We start from the raw sequence: 18,832 nt of genomic DNA, 5'->3' as shown, positions 1-18,832 counted from the left end.
ACAGGCCGTAGTCTCTCGCCATGCGTGTGGTCGTGGTGGGTGGCGGGTTCGCCGGGCTGTCCGCCGCGGCGCGGATCGCCAAGCTGCGGCACGACGTCGTCCTGCTCGAGCGCTCCGACGTGCTCGGCGGCCGGCTCCGACGTCACCAGGTGGGTGACGGCGCGTGGCACCTCACGCCGCCCACGCTCACCCTCCCCGCCACGGTGCGCGACCTCTTCCGCAAGTCCGGACGACCGCTCGAGCGCGTCCTCGAGCTGGAGACCGTCCCCGGTCGCCGCCACGTCTTCGTCGACAAGTCCGTGCTCGACCTGCCCATGGGTCATCGCGCCGACCAGGTGGATGCGATGACCGGGTGGCTCGGCACCGACCCGTGGTCACCGTGGCTCGACACCCTCGCCGAGCCCTGGGACGTGCTCCGGCGCAACGCGCTCGACGTGCTCCCCGGGCCCACCTCCCTCGGACGCACGGAGCTCAAGGCCCTGGGTGGCAGGACGCCCCTCACCAAGGTGGCCCAGCAGCTCTCCAGGGACCGCCGGGTCCGCTCGCTGGTCGTCGACGGCGTCCGCCTCGACGGCGACGACCCGCGGTGGACTCCCGCGTCCGAGGCCCTCTGGCACTACGTCGAGCGTGCGTTCGGTCGGTGGCGACCTGCCCAGGGCTGGTCGTCGCTCGCCGACGCGCTCACCACGCGTCTGGAGGAACGCTCGGTCGACGTCAGGCTCGGCGTCACGGCGCTCGAGGTGCAGCACGGCGCCGAGGGGGCCCAGGTCGTCACCGACCACGACACGGTCGAGGCCGACGTCGTCGTGTGGTGCGCCGGCAACCTGCCGGGTCCGCCCCCGCCGCTGCTCCCCCGCATCCCCGCCTCGCGCCTGCTCGTCCGGCTCGGCTCCGACCCGGGCCTCCCGCTCGACGTCATGACGCACGGCGACCCGCCCCTGCACCTGTGGAGCGAGGACGGCCTGCACTGGACCATCACGCACCAGAACGCCGAGGACCCCCTCGTCTCGCTGGTCCGGGTCGGGATCGACCTGCGTCCCCTCGTCGAGGAACGCCACGACCTCTCCCCCGCCGAGCTGGTCCGGCTGGGGCACTGGGGCTGGCAGTGGATGGGACGCGGCACGCGCCTCGACCGGCCGTCGCGCATCTCGGACCGGCTCTACGTGGCCGGCGCCGGCGCCCACCCGGGCACCCGGATCGAGGAGATCGCCACGGCCACGGCGGCCATCGCCGAGGAGCTCGGCGCGGCCGAGCGCTGACCCGCGACCGACCCGGCTCCCCGCTCCGACTAGATCAGGTCCTCGCTGCGCAGCTGCTCGAAGATCTCGCGCGTCGCCTTGGAGCGGTTCAGCGTGATGAAGTGCAGGCCGGGCGCCCCGCCGGCGAGCAGGTCGCGGCACAGCTGCGTGGCGAGCTCGATGCCGCGGGCCCGGACGGCGACGGGGTCGTCGGCCACCGGCTCGATGACGTCGAGGACCTCCTGCGGCATGGCTGCGCCGGAGAGCTCGGCCATGCGGGCCACCTGCGGGAAGTTCAGGATCGGCATGATGCCCGGGACGATGGGCGCGTCGCACCCCAGCTCGCGCACGCGCTCCACCAGACCGAAGTAGTCCGAGGACCGGAAGAACATCTGGGTGATGGCGAACTCGGCGCCCGCCTGCACCTTCTCGACGAGCACACGGGCGTCGTGGTCGAGGTCGTCGGCGTCGGGGTGACCCTCCGGGAACGCGGCGACACCGACGGTGAACCCGCCGATCTCGTGGGCGAGGCGCACCAGGTCGATCGCGTACTCCATGCCGCCGGGGTGCGTCTCCCACGGAGCCCGGGGTCCGCCCTTGGGGTCGCCGCGCAGGGCCAGCACGTGGTCGATGCCGGCGGCCGCGTACTGGCGCAGGACCTCGGCGATCTCGTCGCGGCTCTGCCCGACGAGGGTCAGGTGGCCCACGGCCTTGATCCGCGACTCGCTCGCGATCCGCTCGGTGACGCGGACCGTGCGCTCCTGGCTCGTGCCGCCCGCGCCGTACGTGACGGAGACGAACGTGGGCTGCAGCGGCTCGAGCTCGGCGATCGTGCGCCACAGCACCTCCTCGCCCGCGTCGTCCTTGGGCGGGAAGAACTCGAAGGAGTAGCTGGGACCGGTCTCGGCCAGCAGGGCGGTGATGGTGGGGTCCTCGACAGGCACGACGAGAACGGTAGCGTGTAAATCGTGGATGTGACCGAGGGTGACGACTTCCGAGACGCAGTCGACGAGGCACTCCGCTCGTTCCTCCAGCACCAGCGCGAGGTCCTGAGCCCCATCGGGGCCGACCTCGATCCGCTGCTCGACGCCGCGGAGGCCTTCGTCGCCGGGGGCAAGCGCCTGCGACCGGCGTTCGTGCGGGCCGGCTGGCTCGTGGCGGGTGGCGACCCCCAGGACGTGCGCATCGTCACGGCCGCTGCCGCCCTCGAGTGGCTCCAGGCCAGCGCGCTCGTCCACGACGACCTCATGGACGGCTCCGACACGCGTCGCGGACGCCCCAGTGCGCACCGTGCCGCCGAGCAGCAGCACCGCGACGCCGGGCTCGAGGGGAGCCCGGAGGTCCACGGCACGTCCGTGGCCGTGCTCCTGGGCGACCTCATGCTCTCGTGGACCGACGAGCAGCTGCGCGCGAGCCACCTCCCCCACGTCGACGCCGCGCTCCACTTCCTCGACCTGTGCCGGGCCGAGGTGGTGGCGGGCCAGTACCTCGACGTGCTCGCCCAGACGCAGGCCTCTGTCGGCGTCGAGCAGGCCATGCGAGTCGTCAGGTTCAAGTCGGCCAAGTACACGGTGGAGCGCCCGCTGCACATCGGCGCGGCCCTGGCCGGCGCGGACGAGCAGCTCATCGAGCAGCTGAGCGCCGTGGCCCTGCCGCTCGGCGAGGCCTTCCAGCTCCGCGACGACGTGCTCGGCGTCTTCGGCGACCCGTCCGTCACGGGCAAGCCCGCGGGCGACGACGTGCGCGAGGGCAAGCGCACGGTGCTGGTGGCGCGCACGGCCGAGCTGGCCGACGACGCCGGACGGGCCGCCCTCCTCCGACACCTCGGCACGAGTGCGGGGATCGCTCCCGTGAGCGCCCTCATGGTCTCCACCGGGGCGCTGGCCGCCGTGGAGCAGGACATCGCGCGGCTCGAGCGAGAAGCCGAGACGGCCATCGACGCGCTTCGGCCCGGGGCGCGCGAGGTGCTGTCGCCGCTGGTCACGCAGGCCGTGCGCCGGGTCCGCTGACCTCAGGCCGACGGGCGCGTCACCGGAGGGGCATCCCCGTTTCGGGCCACAGCCTCTCTACAATCGTCCGTGGGTCAGGCGCTGACCTGTTCAGAGTCAACGTCGGGGTCGAGGAGGGGCAGACGTGGCAGCGACGGGCGACGACGCCCTCATCGGACGCGTGCTCGACGACCGCTACGTCGTGGAGGAACGCGTCGCCCGCGGTGGCATGGCCAGCGTCTTCAAGGGCACGGACCTGCGGCTCGACCGCACCGTGGCCATCAAGGTCATGCACCACGGCCTGGGTGACGACGAGCAGTTCGTGCAGCGCTTCGACCGTGAGGCCCGGGCGGCCGCCAAGCTCAACCACCGCAACGTCGTGTCGGTGTTCGACCAGGGCCGCGACGGCGACGTCACCTATCTCGTCATGGAGTTCGTGCCGGGCAACACCCTGCGCGACATCATGCGCGCCGAGGCGCCCCTGCCCGTCGGCCGCGCGCTCGACCTCCTGGCCGAGGTGCTGGTGGCACTGTCCGCAGCCCACGCCGCGCACCTGATCCACCGCGACGTCAAGCCGGAGAACGTCCTCATCACGCCCGACGGCGAGGTGCGCGTGGCCGACTTCGGCCTGGCGCGCGCGGTGAGCGCGGCCACCACGGCCACCGGCGGCACGCTCATCGGCACCGTCTCGTACATCGCCCCCGAGATCGTCGTGAACGAGGGCGCCGACGCCCGGTCCGACGTCTACGCGTGCGGCGCCATGCTCTTCGAGATGCTCACGGGCGTGAAGCCGCACGCCGGCGAGTCCCCCATCCAGGTGGCGTACAAGCACGTCCACGAGGACATCGAGCCGCCGTCCACGCTGCGCCCCGACCTGCCCGACTACGTCGACGCCCTCGTGCTGCGCGCCACGGCACGCGACCGCAGGAACCGGTCGGCCGACGCGCGGGTCCTGCTGCAGCAGCTGCGGCGGGTGCGTCAGGCCGTCTCGGCCGGAGTCACGTCCGACCCCGACCTCGTCGCCCAGCTGGCTCCGCGCCCCGTCGAGGAGCCCACCGACGACGAGGCCACGCAGAAGGTGCGCGTGCCGCTCGCTGCACCCCTGCCCGGCGGCCCCGACGACTCCGGCGAGCCCACCGAGCTCGTGGCACTGGCCGGCGACGACGCCTCCAGCACCAGGCCGGTGGCCGAGAACACGGTCCAGTGGAGCTCGTCGGAGTGGAGCCCCGCGGCCTCGCCCGCCGCGGCCCGGATGACACCGGCCATGTCGCCGCAGGACTACCAGGACGCCAAGGAGCCGGCGTCGTCGTCGCGCCGCGGTCGCATCATGCTGGTCGCCGCCGTCCTGCTGGCCCTCGTCGTCGGGGGTGGCGCGTACTACTTCGCGGTCGCCCGGTACACCGAGGCACCCGTACTGGTGGGTCAGAGCGAGAAGGAGGCCAAGGCCGAGGCCGTCAAGGCCGGCTTCACCTTCGAGGTCGCGGAGCGCCGGTTCTCCGAGACCGCCCTGCTCGGCACCGTGATGGAGTCCGACCCGGGGGCCGGCGCCAAGGTCCTCCCGGGCTCGACCATCGAGGTCGTGGTCTCCAAGGGCAAGGAGCGCTACGCGATCCCCAACCTGCAGGGCAAGACGGTCGAGCAGGCTCGCACGGCGCTGTCCGACCTCAACCTGCGACTCGGTGAGACACCCGAGAGGTTCAGCGAGAAGATCCCCGAAGGACGGGTCATCCGGGCCGTCGACGTCAAGGTCAAGCAGCTCGTCAAGCGCAACACCGTCATCGACCTCGTGATCAGCAAGGGCCGCGAGCCGATCGACGTCCCCGACGTGAAGGGGGCCACCCAGGCCGAGGCCAAGGCCAAGATCGAGGCGGCCGACCTGAAGGCCGCGTTCTCGTCGGCCTTCTCCGACACCGTCGACAAGGGCCGGGTCATCAGCCAGGACCCGGGCGACGGCACGCTGTTCCGCGACGAGGTCGTCAAGGTCGTCATCTCCAAGGGTCCCGAGAACGTCCCGGTCCCCGACGTCATGGGCAAGGAGCGCAACGAGGCGGTCCGCCTCCTGCGCGCCGCCGGTTTCGTGCCGCGGGTCCGCAACGTGATCCCCGGAACGGACCAGGTGCGGTTCCAGAGCCCGTCCGGGGGCAAGGCCAAGGTCGGGTCCGACGTCACCATCTACGTCTGACGCCACCGGCCCCCAAATTCTGGTACGAGCGTCCAGGTCCGATAGGATCTCGTCATGAGCACTCCTCGGATCGAGCCCGGCGGCCTACGTGAGCTGGGCGTGGTCAACCACGCGATCTCCATCGTGGCCGGCAAGGTGATCGGCGGACCCCGCCCCAACATCTTCACGACGCTCGGCCGCCAGCGCAGGCTGTTCCGCGCCTGGCTCTGGTACAGCGGGCGGATGATGCCCGGCGGTCGGCTGCCTCGCCACGAGACCGAGATGGTCATCCTGCACGTCGCCACCCTGCGCGCGTGCGAGTACGAGCTCAACCATCACCGTCGCATCGGTCGTCGGGTCGGCCTCTCCCCCGAGCAGGTGGCGCACACGGGCGACGTCGACTGGGACGGCTGGACGCCGCGCGAGAAGGCCCTCCTGGCCGTCGCGTCGCAGTTCGTCGAGAAGCGCGACGTCGACGACGCCACCTGGGCGACGGTCCGCACCCACCTCGACGAGGCGGAGTCGATCGAGCTGCTGCTCCTGTGCGGCCAGTACGACTCCCTCGCCACGACCCTCATGACCCTGCGCGTCCAGCCCGAGAACCAGACCTGACCTTCCTCGCCCTCAGCGTTCGTCGGAGGCGGCGGAGCGGACGGCGTCGACGTAGCGGCGGGTGGCGTGGCGCTGGATGACGCGGCCCACCGGGCCGATCGCCCGCGTCACCCACGTGCCGGGCACCGAGAAGGCCGTGACCTCGATCCGCACCGCGTCGGTGACGGCGTCGTGCGTCACGACGAAGCGCTCCTCGCCACGCTCGGGATGACCGGGCAGGGTCCCGTAGGCGAACCCGACCCGGTGTGCGGTGTCCTCCACCTCGACGACGACGCACGCGAAGCTCTGCCCGAGATACCTCATGCGGACGGTCTCGCCCACGACGGCGCGAGGCGGTGCCGACACGACCCGGACCACCGCGCGGTGCATGCCCCAGGTCATGACGGCCTCGGCCGCACGACGGAACGCCGCCTCGCCCGTCCCGACCGGCTCCACCCAGCGCAAGTGGTGGTAGCCGTCGGGCAGGTCACCGGCCGTCGCGCCCACCTCGGTGTACGACAGCCCGTGCATGCTCAGGGCTCGCTCAGTGCTCGCGCAGCATCTCGGCGACGAGGAAGGCCAGCTCGAGCGACTGCTCACGGTTGAGGCGAGGGTCGCACAGCGTCTCGTAGCGCGAGGACAGGTCCTCGGCCGACACCTTCTGGTGCCCGCCGAGGCACTCCGTGACGTCGTCGCCCGTGAGCTCGACGTGCAGCCCACCGGGCCACGTGCCGAGCGAGCGGTGCACCTCGAAGAACCCGCGGACCTCGTCGATGACGTCGTCGAACTCGCGCGTCTTGAAGCCGGTGGACGCCTCGAACGTGTTCCCGTGCATGGGGTCGCAGACCCACGCGACGTCGATCCCCGCGGCGGTGACCTTCTCCACGAGCGGCGGCAGGCCCTCGCGGATCTTCCCGGCGCCGAAGCGCGTGATGAAGGTGACCTTGCCGGGGGTGCGCTCGGGGTTGAGCTTCTCGTACAGCGCGATGGCGTCGTCGGCCGTGGTGGTGGGGCCGAGCTTGACGCCGATGGGGTTGGCGATCCTGCTCAGCAGCTCCACGTGGGCGCCGTCGAGCTGGCGCGTGCGCTCACCGATCCACACGAAGTGGCCCGAGACGTCGTAGGGCTGCTCGGTGCGCGAGTCGATGCGGGTGAGGGCGTGCTCGTACTCGAGGATGAGCGCCTCGTGCGAGGAGTAGAAGTCGACGGCGTGGAGCTCGTCGGGGTCGACGCCGATGGCGTCCATGAAAGCGAGCGCCCGATCGATCTCGCCGCCGATGCGCTCGTAGCTGACGCCCACGGGGCTGCGCTTGACGAAGTCCTTGTTCCACTCGTGCATCTGGCGCAGGTCGGCATAGCCACCGGTGGTGAAGGCGCGCGCGAGGTTGAGCGTGGCGGACGACGCGTTGTACACGTCGACGAGGCGCTGGGGGTCGTGCGCGCGGGCCTCGGGCGTGAAGTCGAAGCCGTTCACGGCATCGCCGCGGTACGCGGGCAGCGTGACGCCGTCGCGCGTCTCGGTGTCGCTGGAGCGCGGCTTGGCGTACTGACCGGCGAGCCGACCGAGCTTCACGACCGGCACGCTCGCGGCGTAGGTGAGGACGACGGCCATGGACAGCAGCACCCGGAGCTTGTTGCGCACGTTCTCGGCCGTGACGCCCTCGAAGGTCTCGGCACAGTCGCCGCCTTGGAGCAGGAAGGCCTCGCCGCGCGCGACGGCGGCCATGCGCTCGCGGAGGTCGTCGCACTCGCCGGCAAAGACGAGCGGGGGCATCCGGCGGAGGCGGTCGACCGCGCGATCGCGGGCCACGGGGTCGGCATACGTCGGCTGCTGGGCAGCGCCGATCGTGTGCAGGTCGTCAAGGCTGGGGATGCTCACGCCCCAATCCTACGGGTGTCACCACCCCAGCGTTCCCGGCGCTCCCTTGAACGGACCGGTGACCCGCGACGTGATCCATCCGCCGTAGAAGTCGCCCTCCTGCGCCTGGACCGCCTCGCCGTCGAGGGTGCAGCCGTCGACCTTGCCGGGGTACAGCGCGACGTGCCCGACGAGGTCGCCGTATGCCCCCGTGGGCTGCTCGTAGGTCCACGCGCCGGCCGGCACGGTGCGGTCGCCGCCGACGAGGTCGAAGTACGAGGCCAGTCCCTTCCACTCGCAGAACGTCTGACCGCCGACGGGCCGGAGCGCCCCTTCGGCGAACGCGTCGAGCGGCAGGTAGTAGGTGGGCGGGTGGCTGGTCTCGCAGATCCGGTACGAGGACGAGGTGCGGGCGATCTCGACACCCCCGAGCACCACGACGACCTCCTCGTCGCTCGGCTCGATGGAGGGCGGGCGCGGGTAGTCCCAGACGTTCTCGACGGGGCGGGTGGGAGCCATGCCACCGACGCTAGTGGCGGGCACCCACACGGGCTACCCGAACAGGACCTCGGCCTCCTCGTACAGCTCGGGGCTGACGAGCTTGAGCTCTCCCGTGCCCTCGGCCAGGGGCACGCGCACGATGTCGGTTCCGCGCAGCGCCATCATGGTGCCGAAGTCGCCCTCGTGGACCGCCTGGATGGCGTGCAGGCCGAACCGGGTGGCGAGCCAGCGGTCGAAGGCCGTGGGGGTGCCCCCGCGCTGCACGTGTCCCAGCACCACCGCGCGCGACTCCTGGCCGGTGCGGTGCTCGATCTCCGACGCCAGGCGGTCGCCGATCCCGCCGAGCCGCACGTGTCCGAACGCGTCCTTCTCGCCCGAGTGCAGGGTCATGCCCGTCCCGTCGGCCGGGACCGCACCCTCGGAGACCACCACGATGGGAGAGAAGTGCGTGGCGAACCGACTCTCGACCTGGGCGCACACGGTGTCGATGTCGAACGGCCGCTCGGGGATGAGGATGATGTTGGCGCCGCCGGCCAGACCGGCGTGCAGGGCGATCCACCCCGCGTGACGACCCATGACCTCCACGACCAGGACGCGGTGGTGCGACTCCGCCGTGGTGTGGAGCCGGTCGATCGCCTCGGTGGCGATGTTGACGGCGGTGTCGAACCCGAAGGTGAAGTCCGTGCCCGAGAGGTCGTTGTCGATCGTCTTGGGGACGCCCACCACCTTGACGCCGAGCTCGGCCAGCTGCGTGGCCACGCCGAGCGTGTCCTCGCCGCCGATCGCGACGAGCGCGTCGCAGCCCTGGGCCGCGAGGTTGTCCTTGATGCGCTCCACGCCGTTCTCGATCGCGAAGGGGTTGGTGCGCGACGACCCGAGGATCGTCCCGCCCCGCGGGAGGATCCCCCGGACCTCGTCCACGCCGAGCGGCGTCGTGTCGTTCTCGAGCGGACCACGCCACCCGTCCCGGAACCCGACGAAGGAGTGCCCCTGCTCCTGGACCCCCTTGCGGACCACCGCTCGGATGACCGCGTTGAGCCCGGGGCAGTCGCCTCCGCCTGTCAGTACTCCGACCTTCATGGCGTCTCCTCGTCCGTGGGTGTGTCCCGGACCGGGGCCCGGTGGAGCGTCCTACTCGGGCTTGATGGTGTCCCAGACCTCGTCGGCCTCGGCCTTGGCGGCCACCTTGGCGGCCTCGCGCTCGACCTCGCGGTCACGCTTCTTGGCGTCCTGGGCGTAGAGGTCGACGTACTCCTGGCCGGAGAGACGCATGACCTCGTACATGATCTCGTCGGTGATGGCGCGCAGCACGAAGCGGTCGTCCTGCATGCCCTCGTAGCGGCTGAAGTCGAGCGGCTCGCCGAAACGGACGCCCGGGCGCGCGAACGAGCCGAACACCTTGCCGGGAGGGGCCACGACGTCGGTGTTGATCACCGCGAGCGGGATGACGGGGACACCGGCCTCGAGCGCCAGACGGGCCACGCCGGTGCGCCCGCGGTAGAGCTTGCCGTCGTGCGAGCGGGTGCCCTCGGGGTAGATGCCGCACACCTCTCCCTCGGAGAGCAGCCGCAGCTGGGTCTTGATGGCGCCGGCGGCGGCCGAGCCGCTCGTGCGGTCGATGGGGACCTGGCCGGCGCCGGAGAAGAAGGTCTTCTGGAGCCAGCCCTTGAGGCCCGATCCCTCGAAGTACTCCGCCTTGGCCACGAAGGTGACCCGGCGCGGGATGACGAGCGGCATGAAGAGCCAGTCGCTGTACGAGAGATGGTTGCTCGCGAGGATCACGGCGCCCTCGCGCGGGACGTTCTCGGTGCCTTCGGCCCACGGACGGAAGATCAGCTTCAGCAACGGACCCAGCGCCAAGAACTTCAGGAACCAGTAGAACACCCGTTGCCTCCTCCTCCGCCCCCAATCGTGGAAGAGCTCCACGCAGCATCAGAGCGACTGTACTCCGTCACCTGCGGTCCATGGTGAACGTCACATGAGTCAGGATGGACCCATGAGCGAGTCCCCCCGCAAGGCAGCATCCGTGGTCCCCGGAGCCGAGCCCTTCAGCGCCGACGGCGGCCGGGTGGGCGTGCTCCTGAGCCACGGCTTCACGGGCTCCCCCGCCTCCATGACCCCGTGGGGCCAGGACCTCGCCGAGCGCGGCTACACCGTGCGCGTCCCCCGCCTCCCCGGTCACGGCACCACGTGGCAGGAGATGAACACGACGCGCTGGACCGACTGGTACGCCGAGCTCGACGCGGCCCTCACCGAGCTCCGCGAGCACTGCGACACCGTCGTGGTGGGTGGCCTCTCCATGGGCGGCTGCCTCGCCCTGCGCCTGGCCGAGCAGCGCCCTCAGGACGTCGACGCGGTCATCGTGGTCAACCCCGCCGTCGCCTCGCGCGACAAGCGGCTGCTCGCGGTCCCGGTCCTCAAGTGGGTCCTCCCCTCCATGGCGGCCATCGGCGGCGACATCAAGAAGCCGGGCGTCACCGAGTCGGCCTACGACCGCACGCCGCTCAAGGCGTTGCACTCGATGATGCAGATGTGGACCGACGTGCGGGACGGCCTGGGCCGCATCACGGCGCCGGTCCTCTTCTTCCGCTCCGTCGACGACCACGTGGTCGACGACGCCACCATCGGTCTGGTCAGGGCCGGCCTCACCGCGCCCGCCGAGTACGTGAGCCTCGAGGACAGCTTCCACGTCGCCACCCTCGATCACGACGCCCCGCTCATCTTCGAGCGCAGCGCCGCCTTCATCGCCGAACGTCTGGGAAGTGGCCGGCCCGGTGGCTCCTGAGCAGCGCGGGCCCGGCCGCCCCGACGACGACCGCACGTTCGACGAGATCGTCCAGCAGCTCAACCTCGACCTGAGCTTCCCGACGCCCGAGCCGGAGCCCGAGCGCGAGCCGGAGCCGGAGCCCGAGGAGGCCGTCCCCTTCGAGCTCGACGAGGTCTCCGACGACCGCGACGACCAGTTCTACCGGCGCGTCGATCCCGGGCCGGTGCGTCCCTGGACCGGTCAGCGGCTGCTCGCGGCGGCCGCCGTCCTGGGCCCGCCGCTCCTGCTCGTGCTGTGCACCCTCTCGGGCTTCTGGCTCCCCCGCACCGCCGTGGTGGGGGCCGGGCTCATCTTCGTCGCCGGGTCGATCTGGTGGATCGCGCAGCTCCCCGAACACGGACCCGGGCGTCCGGACTGGCCGGACGACGGCGCCGAGCTGTGAGTCGGGCCATGTCGGCCGCACCGACGAGGCCGGCCTCAGGCCCCAGGTGGGCCCGCACGATCCGGGCCTCGGCCCGGAACCCCCGTCCCGTCAGGGACTGGGAGAACGCGCGCTGCGCGGGGCCGAGAAGCATCTCGCCCGCGTCGCTCACGCCGCCGCCGATGACGAAGAGCCCGGGATCGAGCGCGGCCGCGAGGTTGGCGATGCCCACACCCAGCCAGTCGCCCACCTCGTCGATCCACGCCCGTGCCTCGTCGTCACCCTGACGCGCCGCCTCGGTGACCTGGATCCCGGACACCTTCTCTGGGCCACCGGCCAGCTCCGCGAGGGTCTTGCCGATGACGCTGCCGTCGGCCACGGCGGCCTTGGCGCGACGCTCCAGCACCCGGCCGCTCGCGTACTGCTCCCAGCAGCCGGTGTTGCCGCACTCGCACTGACGGCCGCCGGGCACCACCTGCATGTGGCCGAACTCTCCGGCGATGCCGAAGCGCCCGCGGTAGATCTGTCCGTCGATGACCACGGCGCCGCCGATGCCGGTGCCCAGCGTGATGACCACGACGTCGGGCTCGTTCTGCGCGGCACCGAAGCGCCACTCGGCCCAGCCGCTCGCGTTGGCGTCGTTGTCGACGAGGACGGGAAGCTTGGTGCGACGCGCCACCCGGTCACGCAGCGCCTCGTGGCGCCAGGCCAGGTGCGGCGAGAACACGACGGTGGAGGCGCTCGCGTCGACGAAGCCTGCGGCGCCCACGCCGAGGGCCTTCACGACGTGGTCGCGGCGGAACGTGTCGGCGATGTCGACGATGGCGTCGAGCACCTCGTCGGGGTCGGTGGTGGGGGTCTCGCGCCGGAGCCGGTCGATGACGTGCCCGTCCTCGTCGACCACGCCGGCCGCGATCTTGGTGCCACCGATGTCGATGCCGATGGCGAGGCGCTCACCCAGCACCCGGCGGGTGGGTGGCGCGGCAGCGACGATCCGACGGTCCGAGCGCTCAGCCATGGGCCCTCCCCAGGTCGGCGGCACCGATGATGCCGGCCTCGTTCCCGAGCACCGCGAGACGGATCTGCGCGACGGGACGGTGCTTCCCCGCAGGCAGGTAGGTCTGGAAGGACGACCGGATGGAGTCGAGCAGCAGGTCGCCGGCGTCGGCCACCCCGCCGCCGATGGCGATGACGCTGGGGTCCAGCACGGCGGCCAGGCTCGCGATGCCCGCTCCGAGCGCCTCTCCGAGGTCGTGCAGCAGGTCGACGCAGAGCTCGTCGCCCTCGACGGCGCGCTGGGTGATCTCGGGACCGCTCAGCTCGACGCCGCGCTCCTTGGCGGCGCGGACGAGCGCACGGCCGCTGCCGTACTGCTCCAGGCAGCCGCGCTGGCCGCAGCCGCACTCGATGCCGTCGGGCACGACCCGCAGGTGTCCCACCTCGCCGGCCACGCCGAAGCCTCCGCGCAGGAGCTGGCCGCGGTGCACCGTGCCACCACCCACGCCGGTGCCGACCGTGACGAGGAGGAGGTCGTCGGCGTCCTCGCCGGCGCCGAAGCGGAACTCGCCCCAGGCCGCTGCGTTGGCGTCGTTCTCGACCACCACCGGCAGACCGGTGTGGCGGGCGACGTCGCGCCCGAGCGGCTCGTCGCGCCAGTCGATGTTGGGGGCGAAGATGACCGTGGACCGGTCGATGTCGACGAAGCCCGCCGCGCCGATGCCGATGCCGCTCACGGCACCGTCGGCCGACAGCTTCTCCACCAGGTCGGCGACCGCGACGGCGATGTCGTCGGCCTCCTGGGGGGTGGGGACGCTCTCGCTGCGCAGCAGGTGACCTGCCTCGTCCACGAGTCCGGCCGCGATCTTCGTGCCGCCGATGTCGACGCCGATGCCGTGCTGCTGCCCACTCATGAGGGTCCCCCTTCGGGCCGCTGATGGTCCAGCAGCAGGTCGAACGCGTCGCGCACCGATCGTGCGAACGCCACGGCAGAGTCAAGCACGGCCGAGGCCACCTCCGGGTGGTCCTGCACCAGCTCCACGACGTGGCACAGCGGGCACCAGCCGTGCGGGCACCGGTCGGCGGCGTGCGGCCGACCCGGCTCGTCGTCGAGGGCGTCACCGGCGAAGGCACCGGCCTCGCGCGCCTGGGACCCCATGGTGCGCAGGAGCTCGGCCAGCTCGCGCCCGAGAGAGCCGACGGCCTCCGGGTCCTGGGGGCCCTCAGGCACCGGTGCCCTCGACCTGCTTCTTGAGCCCGCGCAGGGCGGTGTCGATGATGACCTTCTCGGCCTTGCGCTTGAGCATGCCGAGGAGGGGGACGGCCACGTCGACCGCCAGCTCGTACGTGACGCGGGTGCCGCCGTCGACGGGCTCGAGCGAGTAGCGGCCGTCCATCGAGGTCAGCATCGTGGCCTTCTCGGCCAGGCTCCAGGAGACGGAACGGTCGCCGTTCCACTCGTAGAGCAGGTCGTACTCGTCGCGGATGGGGGCGGCGTCGAGCACGAAGTGGACCTGCCGGGGCCGTCCCGCGTCGGCGTCGTCGGAGACGACCGTGGTCTCGCGCACGCCGGTGGCCCAGCCGGGGTAGCCGGCGAAGTCGGCGATGACGTCCATGATCCGGTCCGGTGCTGCGTCGACGACGATGTCGCTCGTGGTGCGCGCCATCGTTCCCTCCTCGTCGTGGTGGGCCCGTGACCCGGTCTCGTGGACAACGACCAGCCTAGTGCCCTCCACCGGGGGCCGAGGAGGCGAGTAGCCTGCCGTACGTGGTTCCTGCATCGGCCTCCCGCCCGTCCGACACCGCCAACCTGACCGACGACGTCCTGGAGCGTCTGGTCGCCGACCCGGAGGCGGTCGCCCTGGCCCGCCGCGGCGCCGACGGCTGGACCGACGTCACGATCAGCGCCTTCCACGCCGAGGTCACTGCGGCGGCGAGGGGCCTCATCGCCTCCGGCGTCGAGCCGGGCGACCGGGTGGCCCTGCTGTCCAAGACCCGCTACGAGTGGACCGTCCTCGACTACGCCATCTGGTGGGCCGGCGCCGTCACGGTGCCCATCTACGAGACGTCGTCGGCCGACCAGATCGCCTGGATCATCTCCAACTCCGGGGCCGTCGGTGCTGTCGCCGAGACGCAGCAGCACGCCGACCGCGTCGGGGAGAAGCGCGGTGAGTCGCCCGCGCTGCGGCACGTGTGGGTCATCGATGCCCCGGGTGACGACGGGGCGCTCGCCGCGCTGACGCAGGCCGGCACCTCCGTGAGCGACGCCGACCTCGAGACACGCCGGCTCACCGTCACGCCGGAGTCGCTCGCCACGCTCATCTACACGTCGGGCACCACGGGCCGCCCCAAGGGCTGCCGCCTGACCCACGCCAACTTCCGCGCCGAGATCGACGGCGCCCTGGAGCAGCTCCCCGACCTCTTCGGCCGCGAGAACGCCTCCACCCTCCTGTTCCTCCCCCTGGCCCACGTCTTCGCCCGCATCATCCAGATCGGCGCGATCCGCTCAGGCGCCAAGCTCGGTCACACCGCCGACGTGAAGGACCTCGTCACCCACCTCGGCGAGTTCCAGCCGACCTTCGTGCTCGCTGTCCCGCGCGTGTTCGAGAAGGTGTTCAACACCGCCAGCGCCCGGGCCTACGCCGACGGCAAGGGCAAGATCTTCGACCGCGCCGTGAAGACGGCCATCGAGTACAGCAAGGGACTGGACTCCCCCAAGGGTCGAGCGAGCCTCGCCGTCCGCACGCGCCACGCGTTGTTCGACCAGCTCGTCTACGGCAAGCTCCGCGGCGCGCTCGGTGGTCATGCGGAGTGGGCCATCTCCGGCGGCGCTCCGCTGGGTGAGCGGCTCGCCCACTTCTACCGAGGCATCGGCGTCACCGTCCTCGAGGGCTACGGCCTCACCGAGACCACGGCCGCCCTGTGCGTCAACACCCCGGAGGGCCAGCGCGTCGGCAGCGTCGGTCGTCCGTTCCCCGGCACCGAGGTCAAGGTGGGCTCCGACGGAGAGCTGCTGTTCCGCGGGCCGCAGGTCTTCGAGGGCTACTGGGAGGACGAGGAGGCCACGGCCGACGCCATCGATCCCGACGGCTGGTTCGCCACCGGCGACCTCGGCGACGTCGACGACGACGGCTTCGTGCGCATCACCGGGCGCAAGAAGGAGATCATCGTGACGGCCGGCGGCAAGAACGTCGCTCCGGCCGTGCTGGAGGACCGCGTACGGGCCAACCAGTACGTGAGCCAGTGCCTCGTGGTGGGCGACGGCAAGCCGTTCATCGCCGCCCTCGTCACCATCGACGCCGAGGCGTGGGACGGCAGCCTCGACGACCCCGCCCTCAAGGTGGAGGTGCAGAAGGCCGTCGACGACGCCAACACCCAGGTCTCGCAGGCCGAGTCCATCCGCAAGTTCGAGATCCTTCGCGAGGACTGGACCGAGGAGAACGGCTACCTCACCCCGTCGTTCAAGGTGAAGCGCAACGCCGTGCTCCGCGACTTTCACGACACGGTCGAGGCGCTCTTCGTCAGGTAGGTCCGCCACTGGCGCGTGATCTGGGCCAGGGTCAGGTCGAGGTCCCGCTCGGCGGCCACCTCCACCGGGGTCCCGTCGCGGACGGCCGCGTAGAACGCGACGATGCTGTCGTCGCTCCGCGACCCGGTGAGCATGCGGAAGGCCATCCAGGACGACTCGTACACGGCACCGAGACCGTGGGTGGACCCGTCGAAGTCGCTCTGCTCCGGAAGCGCCCGAGGCGCACCGTCGGCCTTCACCTGGCGCAGCACCTGGCCCGCGCTCAGCGACAGTGGCGCGGTGTCGTCGCGGAGCGCGACGAAGTCGGCGAAGCCCTCGGCCACCCAGGCGGGTAGGTCCTTGCTGGTGCCCACGAGGAGGTGGGTGGCCTCGTGCGACATGACGACCTGCTGGGCCCGCTGGTCCATGGTCTCGAACAGCGCGGGGTTCAGGACGATCTGCGCCGGCGTGCCGGACTCGCCGTCGACGGTGGTGGTGACGGCGGCGATCTGCTTCACGTCGGCCGGGCGACGTCCGAGCAGCTGGGCGGCCTGCTCCATGGTGCGCGGGGCCACCACCAGCAACCGGCTCGTCCGGTCGGCACGGTCGTCCTGCGGGACGACCCGGTCCACCTGCCGCTGGGCGGCAGCCGTCTGGGCGCGGGTGTCGACGTCGGGCAGGCCGCCGTCGACGGTGACCACGCGCGCGGATCCGGCGTCGGACACCTCCACACGACCCGCGAGCCAGAGGGGCAGCCGGTAGCGGTCGGTGCCGGCGGCGTCGACGACGGAGAACGTCCCGTCCTCGGTGGGCCTGACGCGCAGCGTGACGTCGGCACCGGCGGTGCGGGCACCGGCCAGGACCGAGCCCGGCTCGGTCCTCCACCGCACCTCCACGACGACCGCGGCGGACCCGTCGGCACGGTCGGCTACGTCGCCACCGCGCAGGTAGGTCCACGTGGCACCCCTCACGCCGAGGGTGCGTTGCGCCGCCCAGGCGTCGTCGGCCCAGGCGCGTGCGGCGCGGCCGGGACCGGCTGCGGCGCGCAGCTCCTCGCGGGAGCCGGCCTCACTGAGCGCCTTCGTCTGCTCGCGCAGCACCGCTGCGGCGTCGGCCGGCGGCGCGGGCACCGAGGCGCCGGCGTCGTCACCCTGCCAGGGCTGCTGCCAGAGGACGAGCGACGCCGCGACGATCGCAAGGACCGCCGCGGCGACGACGTTGGGCGACAGGCGCCCAGCGCCAGGCTCAGCCAACCCGTCCGGCCTTGTCGAACCCGCTCAGGCTGGTGATCTCGACGCTGCGACCCGGACGCGGGGCGTGCACGACGCGGCCGTTGCCGATGTACATGCCGATGTGCGACATGCTCGAGTAGAAGACGAGGTCGCCGGGCTGCAGCTCGCTCATGGAGATGTGGCGGACGGCCCCGTACTGCGGGCCCACCACGCGGGGCAGGGTGACGCCCGCGGCGGCCCACGCCTTCATGGTGAGGCCGGAGCAGTCCCAGCCGTTGGGCCCGACGCCGCCCCAGACGTACGGCTCGCCGAGCTGGGCGAGCGCGAAGTCGACGGCCTTCTTGGCCCGGCCGGAGGCGTCGACCTCGAAGTCGAGGTTGGTGGAGCCGGAGTCGAACGAGGCCTGCTGCGCGGCGGTGAGCTCGGCGAGGTCGGCCTTGGCCTTGGCGTACTTGGCCTTCATGGCCTTCTGGCGAGTGGCCGTGGCCTTCTTGTCGCGCAGGAGGTCGGCCTTGCGGTCCTTGAGCTGGGCCCGGCGGTTGCTGAGCTCGCGCGAGACCTTGCCGAAGCTCTCGAGCGCCTCGGTCCTCGTGGTGTTGAGGGCCTGGACGGCACCGAGCCCGTCGAGGAACTCCTCGGGGTCCTCGCTGCCGAGCAGGTTGACCGTGGGGCCGAGGGGCTGGTCCATCTGCTGCTGCACGATGGCGGCGCTGAGCTCCTCGCGCTGGTCCTCGTACTGGGCCTGCTGCGCGGCGACCTCCTCGTCGAGGTCGTCGATCTCGTCCTGGGTGCCCTTGATGCGCACCGAGATCTGGTTGACGTCCTCAGAGATCGCCTCGACCTCGTGGAACGCGGCCTTGACGTCCTTGACGGTCACCTTGGGCTCGGCCTGGGCACTGGTGCCGGCGAGCACCCCGGCCACCACCACGAAGGTGGCGGTCACGGCAGTGACGGTGGTGGCTGTTCTGTTCATTCGGGCGGTCCGTGCAGTTCGCACACACTCTCCTGTGTTGTCCTCAGGCGCCTACCGGGTGAGCTGACGGGTTCGGGCCGTAGGCGCCCTACGACGCTGACGCGTCGATTCACCCCACACACATGGGTCCCCGGCTCGCAGCGGACATCTTCCCCACGCCCGCAACGACTCGGCGGTGCATCCGATGCAGATCGGGGGGACCGGCATTCTCCGGACGCACAATCGATCACTGTACAGGGGTTGCGGCCCAGGGACTCAGCCAGCGTGCGCGTCGGGACCTGTGAGAGGGATCACGAGTCGAAGGGGCGGGACCAGCCCCTGGTCGGCCAGCGCATCGAGCGCGTGGAGCTCCTCGGTGTCGATCTCGATGCCCTCGGGCGGGGCTCCGAGCAGGACCGTGACCACGCAGTCGCCGCAGGCCCGGGGGCCTCGGACGACGCATCGGTCGCAGTCGACGACCACGGGCTCGAGGCCAAGATCATTGCGGGACATGGGGTCACCTCCGTCGGTGGGTTGCTCTTCTGCCCACGACGCTAGGAGGCCGTCCCGACAAAACTGCGGGCCGCGGCAGCGCCGGCGCCCGCCGGGACGAGATGTC

Annotated in this window: 20 protein-coding genes and 1 riboswitch; of the genes, 7 read left to right on the top strand and 13 right to left on the bottom strand. The window is 71.7% G+C overall.

Translation table 11 applies throughout. The features are described 5' to 3' along the window. The first annotated feature begins 20 nt into the window (after positions 1 to 20). The gene (locus ASD11_RS05265; protein WP_056284219.1) at positions 21 to 1,259 is read left to right on the top strand and encodes a phytoene desaturase family protein; all 1,239 of its coding nucleotides are present in this window, start codon (positions 21 to 23) and stop codon (positions 1,257 to 1,259) included. A gap of 29 nt (positions 1,260 to 1,288) precedes the next feature. Here ASD11_RS05265 and metF read toward each other — a convergent pair whose 3' ends face one another. Then, positions 1,289 to 2,182, bottom strand: coding sequence for a methylenetetrahydrofolate reductase [NAD(P)H] (gene metF, locus ASD11_RS05260; RefSeq protein WP_056284216.1), 894 nt, complete (start codon positions 2,180 to 2,182; stop codon positions 1,289 to 1,291). 24 nt (positions 2,183 to 2,206) lie between these two features. Here metF and ASD11_RS05255 point away from each other — a divergent pair, with 24 nt between their 5' ends. The 3 genes from ASD11_RS05255 to ASD11_RS05245 all read left to right on the top strand — a co-directional run bounded on the left by ASD11_RS05255 (position 2,207) and on the right by ASD11_RS05245 (position 5,999). Continuing rightward, positions 2,207 to 3,247, top strand: a complete 1,041-nt coding sequence (locus ASD11_RS05255) for a polyprenyl synthetase family protein (protein ID WP_056284215.1) — start codon at positions 2,207 to 2,209, stop codon at positions 3,245 to 3,247. A gap of 124 nt (positions 3,248 to 3,371) precedes the next feature. After that, the gene (gene pknB, locus ASD11_RS05250; protein WP_056284213.1) at positions 3,372 to 5,408 is read left to right on the top strand and encodes a Stk1 family PASTA domain-containing Ser/Thr kinase; all 2,037 of its coding nucleotides are present in this window, start codon (positions 3,372 to 3,374) and stop codon (positions 5,406 to 5,408) included. Between the two features lie 54 nt (positions 5,409 to 5,462). Next, positions 5,463 to 5,999, top strand: a complete 537-nt coding sequence (locus ASD11_RS05245) for a carboxymuconolactone decarboxylase family protein (RefSeq protein WP_056284210.1) — start codon at positions 5,463 to 5,465, stop codon at positions 5,997 to 5,999. Between the two features lie 12 nt (positions 6,000 to 6,011). On the opposite strand, the gene ASD11_RS05240 is transcribed toward ASD11_RS05245, so the two are convergent. From ASD11_RS05240 to ASD11_RS05220, 5 genes are read right to left on the bottom strand one after another with little or no spacing between them, the layout of a single operon-like run. Beyond that, on the bottom strand, positions 6,012 to 6,509 hold the full coding sequence (locus tag ASD11_RS05240) for a DUF1990 family protein (protein WP_056284205.1): 498 nt from the start codon (positions 6,507 to 6,509) through the stop codon (positions 6,012 to 6,014). Between the two features lie 13 nt (positions 6,510 to 6,522). Then, complete coding sequence (locus ASD11_RS05235; protein ID WP_056284202.1) at positions 6,523 to 7,857, bottom strand: class II 3-deoxy-7-phosphoheptulonate synthase; 1,335 nt, start codon at positions 7,855 to 7,857, stop codon at positions 6,523 to 6,525. Between the two features lie 18 nt (positions 7,858 to 7,875). Continuing rightward, positions 7,876 to 8,355: a DUF427 domain-containing protein gene (locus ASD11_RS05230; protein WP_056284199.1), complete on the bottom strand. Its 480-nt coding sequence runs from the start codon at positions 8,353 to 8,355 to the stop codon at positions 7,876 to 7,878. Between the two features lie 33 nt (positions 8,356 to 8,388). Then, positions 8,389 to 9,417, bottom strand: a complete 1,029-nt coding sequence (locus tag ASD11_RS05225; protein ID WP_056284198.1) for a 6-phosphofructokinase — start codon at positions 9,415 to 9,417, stop codon at positions 8,389 to 8,391. A gap of 51 nt (positions 9,418 to 9,468) precedes the next feature. Beyond that, entirely contained in the window at positions 9,469 to 10,221 is a 753-nt protein-coding gene (locus tag ASD11_RS05220) for a lysophospholipid acyltransferase family protein (protein WP_056284197.1), read from the bottom strand. A 112-nt stretch (positions 10,222 to 10,333) separates the two neighbouring features. On the opposite strand from ASD11_RS05220, the gene ASD11_RS05215 reads away from it, so the two are divergent. Both ASD11_RS05215 and ASD11_RS05210 read left to right on the top strand, forming a co-directional pair. Beyond that, entirely contained in the window at positions 10,334 to 11,122 is a 789-nt protein-coding gene (locus ASD11_RS05215; protein WP_056284196.1) for an alpha/beta hydrolase, read from the top strand. Further along, complete coding sequence (locus ASD11_RS05210) at positions 11,112 to 11,546, top strand: hypothetical protein (RefSeq protein WP_156464601.1); 435 nt, start codon at positions 11,112 to 11,114, stop codon at positions 11,544 to 11,546. The genes ASD11_RS05215 and ASD11_RS05210 overlap by 11 nt, the downstream gene beginning before the upstream one ends. Here the strand turns inward: ASD11_RS05210 and ASD11_RS05205 are convergent. The 4 genes from ASD11_RS05205 to ASD11_RS05190 are packed head-to-tail and all read right to left on the bottom strand — an operon-like array spanning position 11,452 to position 14,188. Continuing rightward, positions 11,452 to 12,543: an ROK family glucokinase gene (locus tag ASD11_RS05205; RefSeq protein WP_235503244.1), complete on the bottom strand. Its 1,092-nt coding sequence runs from the start codon at positions 12,541 to 12,543 to the stop codon at positions 11,452 to 11,454. The genes ASD11_RS05210 and ASD11_RS05205 overlap by 95 nt on opposite strands. After that, positions 12,536 to 13,435, bottom strand: coding sequence for an ROK family glucokinase (locus ASD11_RS05200; protein WP_056284191.1), 900 nt, complete (start codon positions 13,433 to 13,435; stop codon positions 12,536 to 12,538). Before ASD11_RS05200 ends, ASD11_RS05205 begins: the two co-directional genes overlap by 8 nt. Further along, the gene (locus ASD11_RS05195; protein WP_056284189.1) at positions 13,432 to 13,752 is read right to left on the bottom strand and encodes a hypothetical protein; all 321 of its coding nucleotides are present in this window, start codon (positions 13,750 to 13,752) and stop codon (positions 13,432 to 13,434) included. The genes ASD11_RS05200 and ASD11_RS05195 overlap by 4 nt, the downstream gene beginning before the upstream one ends. Then, the gene (locus ASD11_RS05190) at positions 13,745 to 14,188 is read right to left on the bottom strand and encodes an SRPBCC family protein (RefSeq protein WP_056284186.1); all 444 of its coding nucleotides are present in this window, start codon (positions 14,186 to 14,188) and stop codon (positions 13,745 to 13,747) included. Before ASD11_RS05190 ends, ASD11_RS05195 begins: the two co-directional genes overlap by 8 nt. A 101-nt stretch (positions 14,189 to 14,289) precedes the next feature. Here ASD11_RS05190 and ASD11_RS05185 point away from each other — a divergent pair, with 101 nt between their 5' ends. Then, the gene (locus ASD11_RS05185) at positions 14,290 to 16,050 is read left to right on the top strand and encodes an AMP-dependent synthetase/ligase (protein WP_235503243.1); all 1,761 of its coding nucleotides are present in this window, start codon (positions 14,290 to 14,292) and stop codon (positions 16,048 to 16,050) included. Here ASD11_RS05185 and ASD11_RS05180 read toward each other — a convergent pair. From ASD11_RS05180 to ASD11_RS05170, 3 genes are all read right to left on the bottom strand, one after another. Continuing rightward, a complete protein-coding gene (locus ASD11_RS05180) occupies positions 16,017 to 17,282 on the bottom strand; it encodes a hypothetical protein (protein ID WP_056284180.1) in 1,266 nt (421 codons plus the stop codon). The two genes, ASD11_RS05185 and ASD11_RS05180, sit on opposite strands and share 34 nt — an antisense overlap. Further along, positions 17,275 to 18,204: a C40 family peptidase gene (locus ASD11_RS05175; RefSeq protein ID WP_162246461.1), complete on the bottom strand. Its 930-nt coding sequence runs from the start codon at positions 18,202 to 18,204 to the stop codon at positions 17,275 to 17,277. The genes ASD11_RS05180 and ASD11_RS05175 overlap by 8 nt, the downstream gene beginning before the upstream one ends. Positions 18,205 to 18,267: 63 nt before the next feature. Further along, positions 18,268 to 18,419: riboswitch (cyclic di-AMP (ydaO/yuaA leader) on the bottom strand. Between the two features lie 70 nt (positions 18,420 to 18,489). Further along, on the bottom strand, positions 18,490 to 18,726 hold the full coding sequence (locus ASD11_RS05170) for a hypothetical protein (protein WP_056284178.1): 237 nt from the start codon (positions 18,724 to 18,726) through the stop codon (positions 18,490 to 18,492). Between the last annotated feature and the right edge of the window lie 106 nt (positions 18,727 to 18,832).

This window comes from Aeromicrobium sp. Root495 (genome assembly GCF_001426755.1).
Taxonomy (GTDB): Bacteria; Actinomycetota; Actinomycetes; order Propionibacteriales; family Nocardioidaceae; genus Aeromicrobium.
This window is presented reverse-complemented; position numbering and strand designations above follow the sequence as displayed.